The organism is Pseudomonas sp. Irchel 3E13, from assembly GCF_900187455.1.
GTDB lineage: Bacteria > Pseudomonadota > Gammaproteobacteria > Pseudomonadales > Pseudomonadaceae > Aquipseudomonas.
On sequence record NZ_FYDX01000004.1, the window covers coordinates 320023 to 334637 of the forward strand.

At 62.5% G+C, this 14615-nt stretch carries 12 protein-coding genes; 7 read left to right on the forward strand and 5 right to left on the reverse strand.

Going from position 1 to position 14615, the window contains the following annotated elements:
- Nucleotides 1–16 precede the first annotated feature (16 nt).
- The 4 genes from tpx to mqo all read right to left on the reverse strand — a co-directional run bounded on the left by tpx (nucleotide 17) and on the right by mqo (nucleotide 5341).
- Nucleotides 17–517, reverse strand: a complete 501-nt coding sequence (tpx, locus tag CKW37_RS08335; RefSeq protein WP_095155211.1) for a thiol peroxidase — start codon at nucleotides 515–517, stop codon at nucleotides 17–19.
- Nucleotides 518–692: 175 nt separating this feature from the next.
- Nucleotides 693–1973, reverse strand: a complete 1281-nt coding sequence (locus CKW37_RS08340) for a serine/threonine transporter (protein ID WP_095155212.1) — start codon at nucleotides 1971–1973, stop codon at nucleotides 693–695.
- A 364-nt stretch (nucleotides 1974–2337) separates the two neighbouring features.
- A complete protein-coding gene (locus CKW37_RS08345; RefSeq protein ID WP_095155213.1) occupies nucleotides 2338–3531 on the reverse strand; it encodes an amino acid aminotransferase in 1194 nt (397 codons plus the stop codon).
- Nucleotides 3532–3688: 157 nt separating this feature from the next.
- A complete protein-coding gene (gene mqo, locus CKW37_RS08350) occupies nucleotides 3689–5341 on the reverse strand; it encodes a malate dehydrogenase (quinone) (protein WP_095155214.1) in 1653 nt (550 codons plus the stop codon).
- A gap of 483 nt (nucleotides 5342–5824) precedes the next feature.
- Here mqo and CKW37_RS08355 point away from each other — a divergent pair, with 483 nt between their 5' ends.
- Entirely contained in the window at nucleotides 5825–7315 is a 1491-nt protein-coding gene (locus CKW37_RS08355; protein WP_095155215.1) for an APC family permease, read from the forward strand.
- Nucleotides 7316–7394: 79 nt separating this feature from the next.
- Nucleotides 7395–8576 carry an iron-containing alcohol dehydrogenase gene (locus CKW37_RS08360; protein ID WP_095155216.1) on the forward strand — a complete coding sequence of 394 codons (1182 nt, stop codon included), beginning with the start codon at nucleotides 7395–7397 and terminating at the stop codon, nucleotides 8574–8576.
- A 43-nt stretch (nucleotides 8577–8619) separates the two neighbouring features.
- Here the strand turns inward: CKW37_RS08360 and CKW37_RS08365 are convergent, their stop codons facing one another.
- The gene (locus CKW37_RS08365; protein WP_095155217.1) at nucleotides 8620–9522 is read right to left on the reverse strand and encodes a LysR family transcriptional regulator; all 903 of its coding nucleotides are present in this window, start codon (nucleotides 9520–9522) and stop codon (nucleotides 8620–8622) included.
- Between the two features lie 117 nt (nucleotides 9523–9639).
- Between CKW37_RS08365 and CKW37_RS08370 the strand changes: the two genes are divergently transcribed.
- The 5 genes from CKW37_RS08370 to CKW37_RS08390 all read left to right on the forward strand — a co-directional run bounded on the left by CKW37_RS08370 (nucleotide 9640) and on the right by CKW37_RS08390 (nucleotide 14610).
- Nucleotides 9640–11187 (forward strand): hypothetical protein, encoded by a 1548-nt coding sequence (locus tag CKW37_RS08370; protein ID WP_143501942.1) that lies wholly within the window; start codon nucleotides 9640–9642, stop codon nucleotides 11185–11187.
- 154 nt (nucleotides 11188–11341) lie between these two features.
- Nucleotides 11342–12217, forward strand: a complete 876-nt coding sequence (locus tag CKW37_RS08375; RefSeq protein ID WP_095155219.1) for a LysR substrate-binding domain-containing protein — start codon at nucleotides 11342–11344, stop codon at nucleotides 12215–12217.
- 137 nt (nucleotides 12218–12354) lie between these two features.
- Nucleotides 12355–13284, forward strand: coding sequence for a DMT family transporter (locus CKW37_RS08380; RefSeq protein ID WP_095155220.1), 930 nt, complete (start codon nucleotides 12355–12357; stop codon nucleotides 13282–13284).
- A 36-nt stretch (nucleotides 13285–13320) separates the two neighbouring features.
- Complete coding sequence (locus tag CKW37_RS08385; RefSeq protein ID WP_095155221.1) at nucleotides 13321–13635, forward strand: chorismate mutase; 315 nt, start codon at nucleotides 13321–13323, stop codon at nucleotides 13633–13635.
- A 51-nt stretch (nucleotides 13636–13686) separates the two neighbouring features.
- Entirely contained in the window at nucleotides 13687–14610 is a 924-nt protein-coding gene (locus tag CKW37_RS08390; RefSeq protein ID WP_095155222.1) for a hypothetical protein, read from the forward strand.
- Nucleotides 14611–14615: the final 5 nt, after the last annotated feature.

The window sequence follows — 14615 nt, forward strand, 5'->3', positions numbered from 1 at the left end:
CAAGCCCGCGAGCAACTTACTTCAGGACAGCAAGGGCTGCCTCGTAGTTCGGCTCTTCGGCGATTTCGCCAACCAGCTCGCTGTGCAGCACCTTGTCGTTCTCATCGACGACGACTACGGCACGGGCGGCCAGGCCAGCCAGCGGGCCGTCGGCAATGGCAACGCCGTAGTTTTCGAGGAACTCGCGGCCGCGCAGGGTCGACAGGTTCTTCACGTTGGTCAGGCCTTCGGCGCCGCAGAAACGCGCCTGGGCGAACGGCAGGTCGGCGGATACGCACAGCACCACGGTGTTGGCCAGTTCATTGGCCTGGGCGTTGAATTTGCGCACGGAGGTGGCGCAAGTCGGGGTGTCGACGCTCGGGAAGATGTTCAGCACTTTGCGCTTGCCGGCGAAGTCCTTCAGCGACACATCAGCCAGGCCCTCGCCGACCAGCGAAAACGCTGGCGCCTGAGCGCCGGCTTTCGGCAGCTCGCCGTTGACCTGAACCGGATTGCCTTTGAGAGTCACTTGAGCCATGAACGGAGTCCTTATGCGAGAGGATAAAAGGACCCAGAGTTAAGCACGAAAGTCGGCGTCCACCTATGGGCGGAATGCAAATTGTTGAATTGCCGGACAATTTTTGTGGACAAAACAGGGTTAAAAAACCGAACAATCTGTCGCGACGGCCCACCGGACCGTCGCGCCACAAGCATCACGGAAGCAGCGAATACACTACCGACGACAGCGCCACCAGCCCTACCAGGGTCACGAATACGTTGGACATCGCGCCACCGTATTTGCGCATCGCCGGCACGCGGCGGATCGCGTACATCGGCATCAGGAACAGGATCGCCGCGATCACCGGGCCGCCCAAGGCTTCGATCATGCCGAGAATGCTCGGGTTGAGCGTGGCGACGATCCAGCACACCACCAGCATCAGCGCGGCGGTCACCCGGTCCAGGGTCTTGGCCTGGGGGCGCTTGCCGGTCTTGAGGATGATGCCTTTGAGGCCTTCGCTGGCGCCGATGTAGTGGCCGAGGAACGACTTGGCAATAGCGACAAAGGCAATCAGCGGCGCGGCGAAGGCGATGGTCGGGTTGCTGAAGTGGTTGGCCAGGTAGGACAGGATCGACAGGTTCTGCGCCTTGGCTTCGGCCAACTGCGCCGGGCTCAGGGTCAGCACGCAACTGAAGACGAAGAACATCACCATCGCCACCATCAGCAGGTGCGCACGGGCCAGGATCTGCCCGCTGCGCTGGTCGGCGTGCTCGCCGTAGCGGCGTTTCTGCTCGACGGCGAAGGCCGAGATGATCGGCGAATGGTTGAAGGAAAACACCATGACCGGGATCGCCAGCCACAGGGTATGCAGGAAGGCGCCGCCCGCCGGCAGTTCACTGGCGGTGGCGAGGATGCCGCCGTTCCAGTGCGGAACCAGGAATACCGCGAGAAACGCCAGGGCCACGATGAACGGATAAACCAGCAGGCTCATTGCCTTGACCGTGGCCTGCTCACCGCAACGCACCACGGCCAGCAAGCCGAGGATCAGCACGAACGACAGCAGCGCCCGCGGCGGCGGCTGGATGTGCAGTTGATGCTCCATGAAGCTGCCGACGGTGTTGGTCAGCGCAACGCTGTAGATCAGCAGGATCGGGAAGATGGCGAGGAAGTACAGCACGGTGATCATCGCACCGGCGCTGAGGCCGAAGTGTTCTTCGACGACTTCGGTGATATCGCCGTCGCCGCGCCCGGAGAGGACGAAGCGGGTCAGGCCGCGGTGCGCGTAATAAGTCATCGGGAACGCCAGCAGCGCCAGGATCAGCAGCGGCCAGAAGCCGCCGAGGCCGGCGTTGATCGGCAGGAACAGCGTACCGGCGCCGATCGCGGTGCCGAACAGGCCGAGCATCCAGGTGGTGTCTTGACGGGCCCAGCTACCGAGGGTCGCGGCTGGGGTCGATTCAAAGCGTTGTTCAACGCTCGGGGCCTGCTCATTCATTCCGGGTGCAACTCCACACGCAAGACTGCAACAGCGCCGGAAGTGGCGAAACAGACGCCTCAACGCACCCCGGCCATCAAAGAGGGGCGCGATTGTGCGCTGAAAGGTTGCACTTGCAAAGCCCTGTCCGAGGAATGGTTGCACCGTTGCGGTGCGGGGACAGACTGAAAATCGAGGGGATTGCTGAAGGCCGCACTGTAGGAGCGGCTTCAGCCGCGAACGGCGGCGAAGCCGTCGTAAACCCTGAATCCCGAATAGGCTGATGCACCTGGAATTCCGGTTTTGTGGCCGCTGCCGCGGCCAATCGCGGCTGAAGCCGCCCCTACAAGGTCTTGTACCAGGCGATCGGATGTAGTGCGAAAGATCACTGCACCGCAGCAAACGCCTCAGCCACCTGCTGCAGGTTGTCCGGACGTACGCCCGACATGCACACGCGGCCGCTGTCGATCAGGTACACACCGAACTCGTCACGCAGGCGACGCACCTGGGCCACGCTGAAGCCGGTGTAGCTGAACATGCCGCGCTGGCTGAGGAAGAACGAGAAGTCCTGGCCCGGCAGCAACACCGCGAGGGCGTCCACCAGACCCTGGCGCATTTCCAGGATGCGCAGGCGCATCTGCTCGACTTCCGCCACCCACTGGGCATTCAGGCCGGCATCGTTCAACACCGTCGCCACCAGTTGCGCGCCGAACGCAGGCGGGCTGGAGTAGTTACGGCGCACGGTGGCCTTGAGCTGGCCGAGCACGCTTTGCATGGTGTCGGCGTCGTCGCAGACCACCGACAGGCCCCCTACCCGCTCGCCGTACAGCGAGAAGATCTTCGAGAACGAGTTGCTGACCAGGCACGGTACGCCGGCACGCGCCGCTTCGCGGATGGCGAAGGCGTCGTCCAGCAGGCCCGCGCCGAAGCCCTGGTAGGCGATGTCGAGGAACGGGATCAGGTTGCGCGCCTTGACCACCTCGATCACCTGTTGCCATTGCCCCTGGTTCAGGTCGGCGCCGGTGGGGTTGTGGCAGCACGGGTGCAGCAGGACGATGCTGTTGGCCGGCAGGGTCTGCAGGGCCGCGAGCATGCCGTCGAAGTTGACGCCGCCGGTGTTCTGGTCGAAGTACGGGTAGGTGTGAACCTTGAAACCGGCACCTTCGAAGATCGCGCGGTGGTTGTCCCAGGTTGGATCGCTGACCCAGACCTGCGATTCAGGGAAGTAACGCTTGAGGAAGTCGGCGCCGACTTTCAGTGCGCCGGAACCGCCGACGGTCTGCACGGTGGCGACACGGCCGCTGGTCACGGCCGGGTGATCGGCGCCGAACAGCAGGTTCTGGATCGCCTGACGGTAGCCGGCCAGGCCTTCCATCGGCAGGTACAGCGAGGCTTCGTGGGGCTTGTCGGCCAGGCGCTTCTCGGCCTCGCCCACCGCCGCCAGTTGCGGCACCACGCCGGCGGCGTCGTAATACAGGCCGATGCTCAGGTTGACCTTGTTGGCCCGAGGATCGGTCTTGAAGGTCTCCATCAACGAGAGGATCGGATCGCCGGCATAGGCATCGACATGTTTGAACACAGCGCGCAACTCCTTGGGACAGGGTCAATCGAACAAAGTGTGTCGAGGATACCCGGAGTGCGGGCGCAGGAACATGCCCTTGGTGCAACCGTTCAGTGCAGAACTGCACGTGGGACGTTTGCATCCGACAGTCGCCCTGCCGGATGCAAACGCGCGGTTAGTTACCGGCGTCTGGATTGAGGTCCGGGTCGGCGTTGCCGGTCTTCTGTCCCAGCGGATCGATGTTGTCCGGATTGGCCGGATCCTGGCGCTGGTCGATGCCCGGCGCCGGCGCCAGTTGCAGCACCTCGTTGGTGTAGGCCCACTCCTTGGCGACCAGGTCAGGATGGTCGTTCAGGTGCATGCCGTAGCTGGGGATGATCTGTTTCAGCTTTTCCTGCCAGGCCGACGAGGCGAGACGGTCCTTGAACACCTTCTGCATCAGGTCGAGCATGATCGGCGGCGCGGTGGAAGCGCCCGGCGAGGCGCCCAGCAGGCCGGCGATGGTGCCGTCCTTGGAGGCCACCACTTCAGTGCCGAGCTTGAGCACACCGCCCTGGTTCTCGTCCTTCTTGATGATCTGCACCCGTTGGCCGGCCTGCCACAGGCGCCAGTCTTCCTTCTTGGCTTTGGGGAAGTAGGTCTGCAACGCGGCAAAGCGGTCGTCATCGGACTGCATCACTTGGCCGACCAGGTATTTCACCAGGTCGAACTCACGCAGGCCCACCCGCATCATCGGCCAGGTGTTGTGCAGCGACATGCTGGCGAACAGGTCGAGGTAGGAGCCTTCCTTGAGGAACTTGGTGGAGAACGTGGCGAATGGCCCGAACAGGATCACCCGCTTGCCGTCCAGCACCCGGGTGTCCAGGTGCGGCACCGACATCGGCGGCGCGCCGGTGGAGGCGATGCCATAGGCCTTGGCCATGTGTTGCAGGGCGATATCCTGGTTGTCGGTGACCAGGAACGAGCCGCCCACCGGGAAGCCGGCGTAGTCCTTGGCCTCGGCGATGCCGGATTTCTGCAGCAGCGGCAAGGCCGCGCCACCGGCGCCGATGAACAGGAACTTGGCGTCGGTGGTGGATTTGCTACCGTCCTTGAGGTTCTTGTACTCGACGCGCCACGAGCCATCGTCGTTGCGGGTGATGTCCTCGACCTCGCTGGACAGTTTCAGGCTGAAGTTCGGCCGGGTCTGCAGGTAGGCCACGTACTGCCGGGTGATTTCGCCGAAGTTGACGTCGGTACCGATGGGCGTCCAGGTGACCGCGAGCTTCTGCTGCGGATCACGCCCGTCCATCATCAGCGGCACCCACTTTTTGATCTGCTCGGGGTCTTCCGAGTACTGCATGGGCCGGAACAGCGGGCTTGCCTGCAAGGCCTCATAGCGTTTTTTCAGGAAGCGGATATTGTCGTCGCCCCAGACAAAGCTCATGTGCGGCGTGCTGTTGATGAACGAACGGGGATTCTTCAGCACGCCATTCTTCACCTGCCAGGCGAGAAACTGCCGGGTGATCTGGAAGGATTCGTTGATTTCCACGGCTTTGGTGATGTCCACCTTGCCGTCTTTTTCCGGTGTGTAATTCAACTCGGCCAGGGCCGAGTGGCCGGTGCCGGCGTTGTTCCAGCCGTTGGAGCTTTCGTTGGCGACCTTGTCCAGGCGCTCGACCAGCTCCATCGACCAGCCTGGCTCCAGTTCGTTGAGCCAGATCGCCAGGGTCGAGCTCATGATGCCGCCGCCCACCAGCAGCACGTCGACCTTCTTCGTCTCGGCGGCCTGCGCGCTGGCGAAGCCGCACAGCAACGTCAGCCCGGCGAACGCCGCTCTCCATTTCATCCCGATCGTCATGTTTTCTCCCACGAGGCGAGCCTCGATGTGATTGGCGTGAATTCCCTGCCCATTGGACCGACCGCCGGCACCCCGTGCCGCGGTCTTCGCGCCCTGGTGCACGCAAGGCAAGCGAAGCCCGATGGCAGTCCTTGAAGCACATGGCTTCGAGGGCCGCGACCGGCGAACAGTTCAAAGGCTAGCTCAGCCCGCGCGGCCTGCCGTGCAACGTTTCAGGTCACGGCACGGGTTTGCGCGGCGATACTCATAGACAGGACGAACGACATCGGGTGTTCTTTTGCGCCAACCCGGCATCGAAGCGCAGCGCAAACATCAAAAAATCCTGATGCCAGCCATCGCAACGATGAATTTTTCCTGATGCGAAGCCGACATACTCTGGCCTGGAACCCGCCCGGCCCAACCCGGGGCAGCCGAGTGTCCACAGAGGCACCGGATCTCGATAACAACTCCAATACCTGCCGAGGATCCCCAATGCCCGTCCCTCTTCCGTCCAACCAAGACGAGCACCTGCTCGCCAGCCACGGCTATCGCCAGGAGCTGGACCGCGGCCTGAGTCTGTGGTCGTCGTTTTCCGTCGGCTTCGCCACCATTTCCCCGGTGGTCGGCATCTATTCAGTGATGTCCCTCGGCGCCATCAGCATCGGGCCGTCCTGGGTGTGGATCGTGCCGCTGTGCCTATTACTGCAACTGAGCGTGGCCCTGGTCTACGCCGAACTGTCGTCGCAGTTCCCGCTGGCTGGCGGTTGCTACCAGTGGGTGCGCCGGCTGGTGGGTGACCGCCTGGCCTGGTTCACCGGCTTCCTTTATCTGGCCGCGGCGCTGGCGTCACTGACCACCGTGGCCTACCTCGGCGGTTTCTGGCTCGGCTTGCTGATCACCAACGAGCCGCCCTCGGCCAACACCCAGGTGGCCTGCGGCGCGGCGCTGCTGGCGCTGGGCCTGGGGGTCAACCTGCTGGGCATCAACCCGCTGAAGTACTTCGTCAACGCCGGAATCTTCGCCGAAGCCATCGCCTCCATCGGCATCGGCGTGCTGTTGCTGCTGTTCTTCCGCAACCATGATTTCAGCCTGCTGTTCACCAGCATGGGCGCCGAAAGCGCGTCCGGCGGTTCTTACGTGAGCGGCCTGCTCACCGCGCTGGCGGTGTGTGGCTGGGCCTTCCTCGGCTTCGACGCCTGCTCGCAACTCTCCGAAGAAACCACTGACGCCCGCGTCTCCACCCCTCGGGCGATCCTGCGCTCGATGCTGGTGGTGGGCCTGACCGTGATGCTCACCGCCTTCGCCGTGACCCTGTCGTTCAAGGACCCGGCCGCGGTGGTCAGCGGACAAATCATCGACCCGGTGACCCCGGCGGTGGTGGATGCCTTCGGCGCCTGGGCCGAGCGGCCCTTCGTCGCCATCGTGCTGATCGCGTTCGTCGCCTGCGTGGTCTCGGTGCAGACCTACATCGGCCGGGCCATCTTCGGCATGGCCCGCGACGGCATCCTGCCCGGCTCGGCGCTGCTGCGCCGGGTCGACCGACGCAAGGTGCCGATGGCGGCGATGGTCTTCAGCACCCTGGTGGCCAGCCTCGGCCTCGGCCTGGGCCTGAACGCCACGGCGGTGGGCACGCTGATCGCCTTTGGCAGCGGCGGCTTCTTCTTCGTCTTCCTGATCGTCAGCGTCAGCGCCTTGTACGCCCGCCTGAGCGGTCGCTGGGACCCGGCCAAAGGCGCCCTGCAACTGGGCCGCAAAGGCCTGATGATCAACATCATCGCGGTGTGCTGGCTGCTCTTCGAAGCGGTCAACGTGGCCTGGCCGCGGGAACTGCTGGCTCCGCCCGGCGCGCCGTGGTTCCAGGTGTGGGCGGTGGTGGTGGTGTTCTCCGTCCTGGCCCTGTTCGGCCTGGCATACCTGCTGATCGCCAAGCCCCATCGCCGTATCGCCACCAGCCTCAGCTTCGCCGGTCGCGCCGTCGACTGATTCAATCCCCTGCCCGCCCGCTCCACTCACCGGCCTCGCGCTGGCGGGGCGGGCTTGTGCCTGAAAAAAGGAATTCGCCATGTCTACCCTGCATTACTGGAACTACCCCACCGAGATTTTCTGCGGCGCCGGCGCCCTCGACCTGCTGGCCCAGCGCTGCGCCCTGGCCGGCATGCGTCGCCCGTTGCTGGTGACCGACCCCGGCATGCTGGAGCTGCCGCCGCTGCGCGCGGTGCGTGCGCATCTCGACGCACAAGGCGTCGACTACGCGCTGTTCCACGGCCTGTCCGGCAACCCGAGCCTGGACGAGGCCCGCGCCGGCGCCCGGGTATTCGCCGACGGCCAGCACGACTCGCTGATCGCCCTCGGCGGCGGCAGCGCCCTGGACGCGGCCAAGGGCATCGCCCTGCTCAGCCGCGATCCGCATGGCCTGGAACGCTTCGAATGGGCGCAGATGCTGGAGCACTTCCCGACCCTCGCCGACTACCCCGCGCTTGGCCTGCCCGCGCTGATCGCCATCCCCACCACCGCCGGCACCGGCTCGGAACTCGGCCGTGAAGCGGTACTCACCGACACCGTGCAAGGCGTGAAAAAGGTCATCGGCCACCGCGAACTGCTGGCCCGCTGCGTGATCCTCGACCCGGCGCTGACCACCGGCCTGCCGGCAAAACTGACCGCCGCCACCGGCATGGACGCCCTGACCCACCACCTGGAAGCGCTGTTCTCGCCGCTGCATCACCCGATGTCCGCCGGCATCGCCGTGGAAGGCGTTCGCCAGGTCAAGCTGCACCTGGAAAACGCCGTGCGCGATGGCAATGACCTGGTTGCCCGCGAAGGCATGCTGGTGGCCTCGGCCAGCGCGGCGGTGGCATTCCAGAAAGGCCTCGGCGGCGCGCACGCCCTCGCCCATCCGCTGGGTGCGCGCCATCACCTGCACCACGGCTTGCTCAATGCGGTGTTGTTGCCTTATGTGCTGCTGGCCAACCGCAGCGCCATCGAAAGCGACGCCGCGCGCCTGGCGCGTTATCTGGAACTGGACGATGCCAGCTTTGACGGGCTGCTGGCCTGGGTGCTGGAACTGCGTGGCCGGGTCGGGATTCCCGATACCCTCGCCGAACTGGGCTTGACCGGCGAGGATGCCGCGCTTATCGGCGAGTTGGCGCTGGCGGATATCTCGTCGTCGGAGACCAATGCGTTGCCGCTGACGGCTGCCGACTATTCGCGGATTTATCGCAATGCGGTGGCTGGGAAGTTGATCTGAGCATTTTTTTTGGGGCCCACCGCTGCCCTCAAGCTGCGCACAACTAAATCCCTAATCCATGCACCGCCAGCAGGTCCTCGATAAACGCCCGCGCCGCCTCACTGCGTGGCCGGCCGGTGTAGGTGATCATGCTGTGCACCACCTCGTAGCGCAGCCGCTCGGGTTGCAACGCCCGCATGCGGCCGCGCTCGATCCAGATCTGCGCATAGTGGGTCGGCAGGTAGCCCAGATGGGTACCCGCCAACACCGCGTGGGCCACCGCTTCCATGTGATAGGCGGTGGCCCGGCTGCGCTCGGGGCGCAGCGGCAGGTCCTGGTTCTCGGGAAGAAAGCCGTGGCTGATCCAGTTGCACGCGGCAATACGCTCCAACGCCGGCTCTGCCTCGTCGAACAACGGATGCCGATCGCCACAGAACACGCCGATCTCCTCGGTGTACAACGGCAGGTAATCCAGGCTCGGCCGCGAGCGGCTGAAGTACGACACAGCCAGGTCCAGTTGCCCGTCGATCACCGCCAGTTCCAGCTCGGTGGGTGAGTTGACGTACAGGTTCAACTGCACGTCCTGCTCACGCTGATAGAAGGTCGCCAACGCCTCGCCGAAGCGCGCCTGCGGCAGCGTCGCCACGTTGTCCGCCAGCCCCACATACAGATCGCCCACCAGATTGCCCGACAGCGCCTGCGCCTCGTCACGGAACAGGCCGATGGCGTCGAACATCGCCTGCGAGGCATCGAGAATCCGCTTGCCCTTCGCGGTCAGGCGAAAGCCGCCCTTGCCGCGCTCGCACAGTCGATAACCCAGACGCTTTTCCAGGCTGCCGATATGCATGCTGATGTTCGACTGGCTCATGTTCAGTTCGGCCTGGGCCGCGGTAAAGCCGCCGCATTTCACCACGGTGGAGAAGATGCGCAGCAGGCGCAGGTCGAGGTCGGTGACGGTTCGGAGCATGGATAAACTTAAACAGGCCGGTGGAGAAACAGGGTGGCAGAGTGCCATTGACTTTACACCATAGCGCTCTAATCTGGCAGCAACAGGATGTCGCTCATACTCAAGGGAATGAAATTCATGAGGCTTCCATATTCCGAAAACTATGTTTGGAAAAAGACAGTAGACCGTCAGGCAGCACTATGGGGAGTTTTGTTTTCCTGTGGAATGCTCCTGCAAGGTTGTGCTGGCCCATCCGGCTCAGCAACGCTCTATAAAGTCGACTCCGCAAGAAAACTGACCTCTGTCTTTTCAGCGCCCCGAGGCAGCGACCCCTCACAAACGGGCTCGCCGAACGTCGCCCCCCTGCAGAATGCAGTAAAAAGGACGGTTCCTAATGTCGATATGAAAGGCAATGACGTCTATCAGATTTATCTGTCTGATGGTTACTTCAAATACTTGCCAGATTTCAACGGCGTCAACGAAGTTGTTATCGTCGCCGAATTCACCGAGGTCAGTTCTGGAACAAAAGGCGATACCGTCACCACCGTCCTGGGGCCTTTCGAGGGTGTTTCAGACAACTCAAAATCTCCTGTATTCAACAAACTACTCTACGGGCCAAAAAAGCTGGAATCCGATCAAGTCAGTGTCACGATCACCGTGATCGAATACGATCAGGGCGAGAATGAAGACGCAGCTGCTTTCCTGGATTTCATCACCTCCGCCAGCCAGATTTTCTCGTTCATCAACCCAGTGACAGCTACCGAACGTGCCTTCACCAAGGAGATTGCCAAAAGCCTGCTTGCCCTCAACAAGGATGAAGTTGTAATGCGGGTAAGTTTCGACCTTGTCGGTGACTCCGGTAACCTGAGCACCTACAGCGACGTCAATGGCTCTTTCATTCCCCTCACGCCCGGCAACTATGTACTCATCAATAAGGAGGGCTGTGCGGTAAGCACCTGTTTTGGTTACCTGAGCGAGGGAAAATCCAAAAACCCAGTGGCTTATCTTGGCGATGCGTTACTTTTCTTACCTGTCGCATTACGCCGAGGCTTTACAGATACGCCAGATAGCTATTCGCTTGATGAAGTAAATTCGGAAAATATCGCAGTAGATGGGCAGAGTCTAATCAATGCGCCACCCGACCCAAAGAAGAGGACCTATACCGACAAAACCTGGCTGACACTCTCTGTGGTCAAAGGAGGCGACCCCAGCCTTTGGGAAAAAAGAAAACTACTGCTGAGTGCCGACGAAGCCGTTCAACGTATAGGTAAATCGCCTAACAGCAGTATCCAGACAAACAGTGACTATCAAGTAGCCCTCCAGGCTCTGGAAGCTGCCAGAAAACAGGAGCACGCAGCTAAAGGCACTATACAACTGGTGACTGGGCAGGATACGCAAGGCAACTACACATTAGTCAGCATTCCACAGGAAGTCTGCCTATTTCATCCCAGCACAGTAAATTCAAAAAAACTCCAGGCAAACTTTTATCGTCTGAGCGATACATTACCGCCGGTAATGATCAGTACATCGGATATGAAGCCCAACACCGAAAAATCAACGCCCAACAATTCCTGCTTTACCGCCAATGCCAACGCCATGGTACCGGGAAAATACGAAGTATCGTTGTTCTATAGCATCGGCACGGAAAACTATAATCAAACACTTAAATATACGATTCCAAAGTAGCGTTCAGGAAAGCCAGTACATGATTGGATAAGTGCAACCGACGCGCCGATTACGTCACGGAAACCTCTCGAAAGATTTTCTATCGGCTCGCTGTTCTTTCCGCTCGGTTGGCGGTAGTTTCGACGGGTTTCCGTCAACCCGGCCCGCAACCACCATGACCACCCCGTCCCTCAACGCCTTGCGCGTCTTCGAAGTGGTTTCCCGCCACGCCAGCTTTCGCCTCGGCGCCGAGGAACTGGGCGTGACCCAGGCCGCGGTGGCGCAACAGATTCGCGGGCTGGAGGCCGGCCTCGGGATCAAGCTGTTCGAGCGCCTGCCCCGCGGCCTGGCGCTGACCGACGCCGGACGGACCTATGTGGCGAGCATCCGCAAGGCATTCGAACTGATCGACGAAGCCACCCGCGCGCTGCGCCCGGAGCCGACGCACCTGACCATCAGCGTCACCCCCAGCCTCGCCTCGCGCTGGTTGATTCCGCGGCTGTCCCGTTTCACCGAGGCCCATCCGGGGATCGACTTACGCGTGCTGGCCACCGAACGGCTGTCGCATTTCCACAACGACGGGGTTGACATCGCCGTGCGCTACGGGCGCCCGCCGTTCGGGCCGGGGCTAAACGCGGAATTGTTGTTCGACCAGCGCATCGTCGCCGTGGGCAGTCCGGCGCTGTTGGACAACCTGGGCATGCCGCAGCGCGTGGACGATCTGCACGATTACATGTTGCTGCACGACGCCCATAACCTCTGGCCGCAGTTCATCGCCCAGGCGTTCGACCAACCGCTGGCGGTCCCGCCCAAGAACGTGCGCTTCAACCAGACCTCGCTGGCGATCGAGGCGGCGATTGCCGGCCAGGGCCTGGCGCTGGCCAGCCACTTCTTCGTCCAGGACGATATCCACGCCGGCCGCCTGAGGTGCATCACCGCCCATAAGCTGGACATGGACACCGGCTTCTATCTGGTCTGGCCGCGCAAGTCCCGCCAACCCGCCGCGCAGGCGGTGGTGCGGCAATGGTTGATGGAACAGGCGAGCGCCTGAAGCAGTAGTTTTTCTATTGCCACATGAAAGCCCGCGTGGCTCTCTCGTCGCGCCCGCCGGTGTTAGCCTCGAGGCTCTTTCAACCGCGCGGAAAACCCCTTCATGCCTACCGAAAACACCTTCATGGCTGGACGCTCATGAAGAAATCAGCGCTCGTCGCCTTCGTCTTCCTCGGGCTGATCTGGGGCAGCAATTTCATTTTCGTGAAGTGGGCCGCGCAGGTGATCAGCCCGCTGCAGATCACCTTGATGCGGGTGTTCTTCGGTTTCCTACCGGTCATGGCCTATGCCCTGCTCAAGCGCGAGCTGCGCTGGGCGCACTGGCGTCACGCGCATCATTTCGTGGTGATGTCGCTGCTGGCCACGGCGCTGTACTACTACGCCTTCGCCCTGGGCACGGCACTGCTGCCGTCGAGCGTAGCCGGCGTACTCAGCGGCGCGATCCCGTTGTTCACCTTTCTCGGCGCGGCGCTGTTCCTGCGTGGGGAAACCATCAACGGCACACGGATCGCCGGGGTCATCCTCGGCTTTATCGGCGTGCTGCTGATCGCCCGCCCCTGGTCCGCCACGGGCGACATCAGCCTGGGCGGGGTCGGCTACATGCTGGGCGGCTCGCTGTGCGTGGGGCTTTCGTTCGTCTATGCGCGGCGCTATGTCAGCCCGCTCGGGCTGCCCGTGGCGGCCTTGACCACCTACCAGATCGGCTTCGCCCTGCTGTTCTTGCTGGCCGTCACGCCCATGCGCGGCATCGACGCGCTGTTCGCCGATACCCGCGCCTGGGTGGGGCTGACCCTCGGCCTGGGCCTGCTGGGCACCGGGCTGGCGTATATCGCCTACTACCACATCGTCGAATCCCTCGGCGCCATTGCCGCCTCCAGCGTCACCTACATTCCGCCGGTGGTCGCACTGTTGATCGGCGTGGTGCTGGCCGGTGAATCCACGGACGCGGTCGCCCTGCTAGCGATCGTGTTTATCCTCGCCGGGGTGGCCTGCCTGCAGATTGGCGGGCTGGCCCGCCGCCGGGCTTCGACACCGGCAGTTGACCCGGCAGCACGGGTTCATCAATGATCGACGCTCGCCTCAATTGGACAGGACCACTTGATCATGGATGTACGCTGCACCTCCCTCGACGAAGTCCGCCAACACATCGACCGCATCGACCGCGAGCTGGTCACCCTGCTTGCCCGCCGCGGCAATCTGGTCGCCCAAGCGGCCACCTTCAAGAAAACCTCCGATGAGGTCCGCGCCCCGGCGCGGGTCGAACAGGTGATTGCCAAGGTACGCGGCATTGCCGAGGAAACCGGTGCCTCGGCGCAGGTGGTGGAGCAGGTCTACCGCGCGATGATCGATGCGTTCATTGCCGAAGAACTGCACACCCATGCGGCGCTGGCCGAAAAGGCGGCACGCCCGCCGGCATGACCGCTAGCCAGTAACAGGCCCTTCTAGAAACGGATTTCCAGAGTACCCACCATGCCCCGTACTGCAGCCGAATCACTCGACCTCTATTACAAGCACCGTTATCTGCTGATGAATCCGCTGTGCCGGATCATCACCGGCAATGCCGGGCTACGCAGTTTTTTCGAGCGACACGAAAAAGACCCTGGCGATGACACGGCCTCGGAAAAGGTGCGACAGGTCCTGATCGACAACAACCTGTTCGGCAACGAAAAGGCCCGCGCGCTGCTGGGGGAATACGCAGACGTCAGGGCCGCGTTTACCCGCAACGCAAACGAGCAGATGGACGCGTTCGTCAAGACCATCCAGCAAGACCCCGAACACGCGAACTTCGCGCCCTCTGAAGCGCTGCACAAGGCATTGCTGGCCGGTATCGACAATGACCTCTACGCCACCCTGCTCGAGTACTGGATCGACATCGAAAACGTCAAGACCGCCTTGGGCAACCGGCCCCAGCCGGTGCTGTCGCAGGATGGCAGCAATCATCCCGCCTACCTCATGCGCGGCGACTCGCAAAGCATGATCGAGTACCTGAACAGGGTCGTTCCCGACTTTCGCAACGACGTTGCCGCTCGCACGGCGGTGACCATGAACACCCACTGGGTGACCAATCAGCCCTTCTCCACCAGCAGCGGCGACGCGCTGGCCTCGCTGGCCGGACGCTCGATGATCTGGCTGATCCGTGTCGACCCGCAGACCACCAAGGGCCGCTCCGGCGGGCTGTACGTGGGCGAGGACGAGGTGCTCCTGCCGCACGATGTGAAGCTGGCGTTCAAGGGCATGATCGGGATCAGTTCGAGCGATGACATCGCCAACGTTGATATCTCGCAGTTCGCTGACAGCGCCGGGTTGAGAGACAAGATGGGAGCGATCTACAGCGCCGAAAGCAATAACCTCGGCGGCAAGAAGGTCTGTTTCCTGGTCAGCGAAGAAGAGTAGAACGC

Bases quoted from the DNA above. Each gene is read 5' to 3' on its own strand.
- tpx (WP_095155211.1), bottom strand. From the start codon at position 517: ATGGCTCAAGTGACTCTCAAAGGCAATCCGGTTCAGGTCAACGGCGAG.
- CKW37_RS08340 (WP_095155212.1), bottom strand. From the start codon at position 1,973: ATGAATGAGCAGGCCCCGAGCGTTGAACAACGCTTTGAATCGACCCCA.
- mqo (WP_095155214.1), bottom strand. From the start codon at position 5,341: ATGAAATGGAGAGCGGCGTTCGCCGGGCTGACGTTGCTGTGCGGCTTC.
- CKW37_RS08355 (WP_095155215.1), top strand. From the start codon at position 5,825: ATGCCCGTCCCTCTTCCGTCCAACCAAGACGAGCACCTGCTCGCCAGC.
- CKW37_RS08360 (WP_095155216.1), top strand. From the start codon at position 7,395: ATGTCTACCCTGCATTACTGGAACTACCCCACCGAGATTTTCTGCGGC.
- CKW37_RS08365 (WP_095155217.1), bottom strand. From the start codon at position 9,522: ATGCTCCGAACCGTCACCGACCTCGACCTGCGCCTGCTGCGCATCTTC.
- CKW37_RS08370 (WP_143501942.1), top strand. From the start codon at position 9,640: ATGAGGCTTCCATATTCCGAAAACTATGTTTGGAAAAAGACAGTAGAC.
- CKW37_RS08375 (WP_095155219.1), top strand. From the start codon at position 11,342: ATGACCACCCCGTCCCTCAACGCCTTGCGCGTCTTCGAAGTGGTTTCC.
- CKW37_RS08380 (WP_095155220.1), top strand. From the start codon at position 12,355: ATGAAGAAATCAGCGCTCGTCGCCTTCGTCTTCCTCGGGCTGATCTGG.
- CKW37_RS08385 (WP_095155221.1), top strand. From the start codon at position 13,321: ATGGATGTACGCTGCACCTCCCTCGACGAAGTCCGCCAACACATCGAC.
- CKW37_RS08390 (WP_095155222.1), top strand. From the start codon at position 13,687: ATGCCCCGTACTGCAGCCGAATCACTCGACCTCTATTACAAGCACCGT.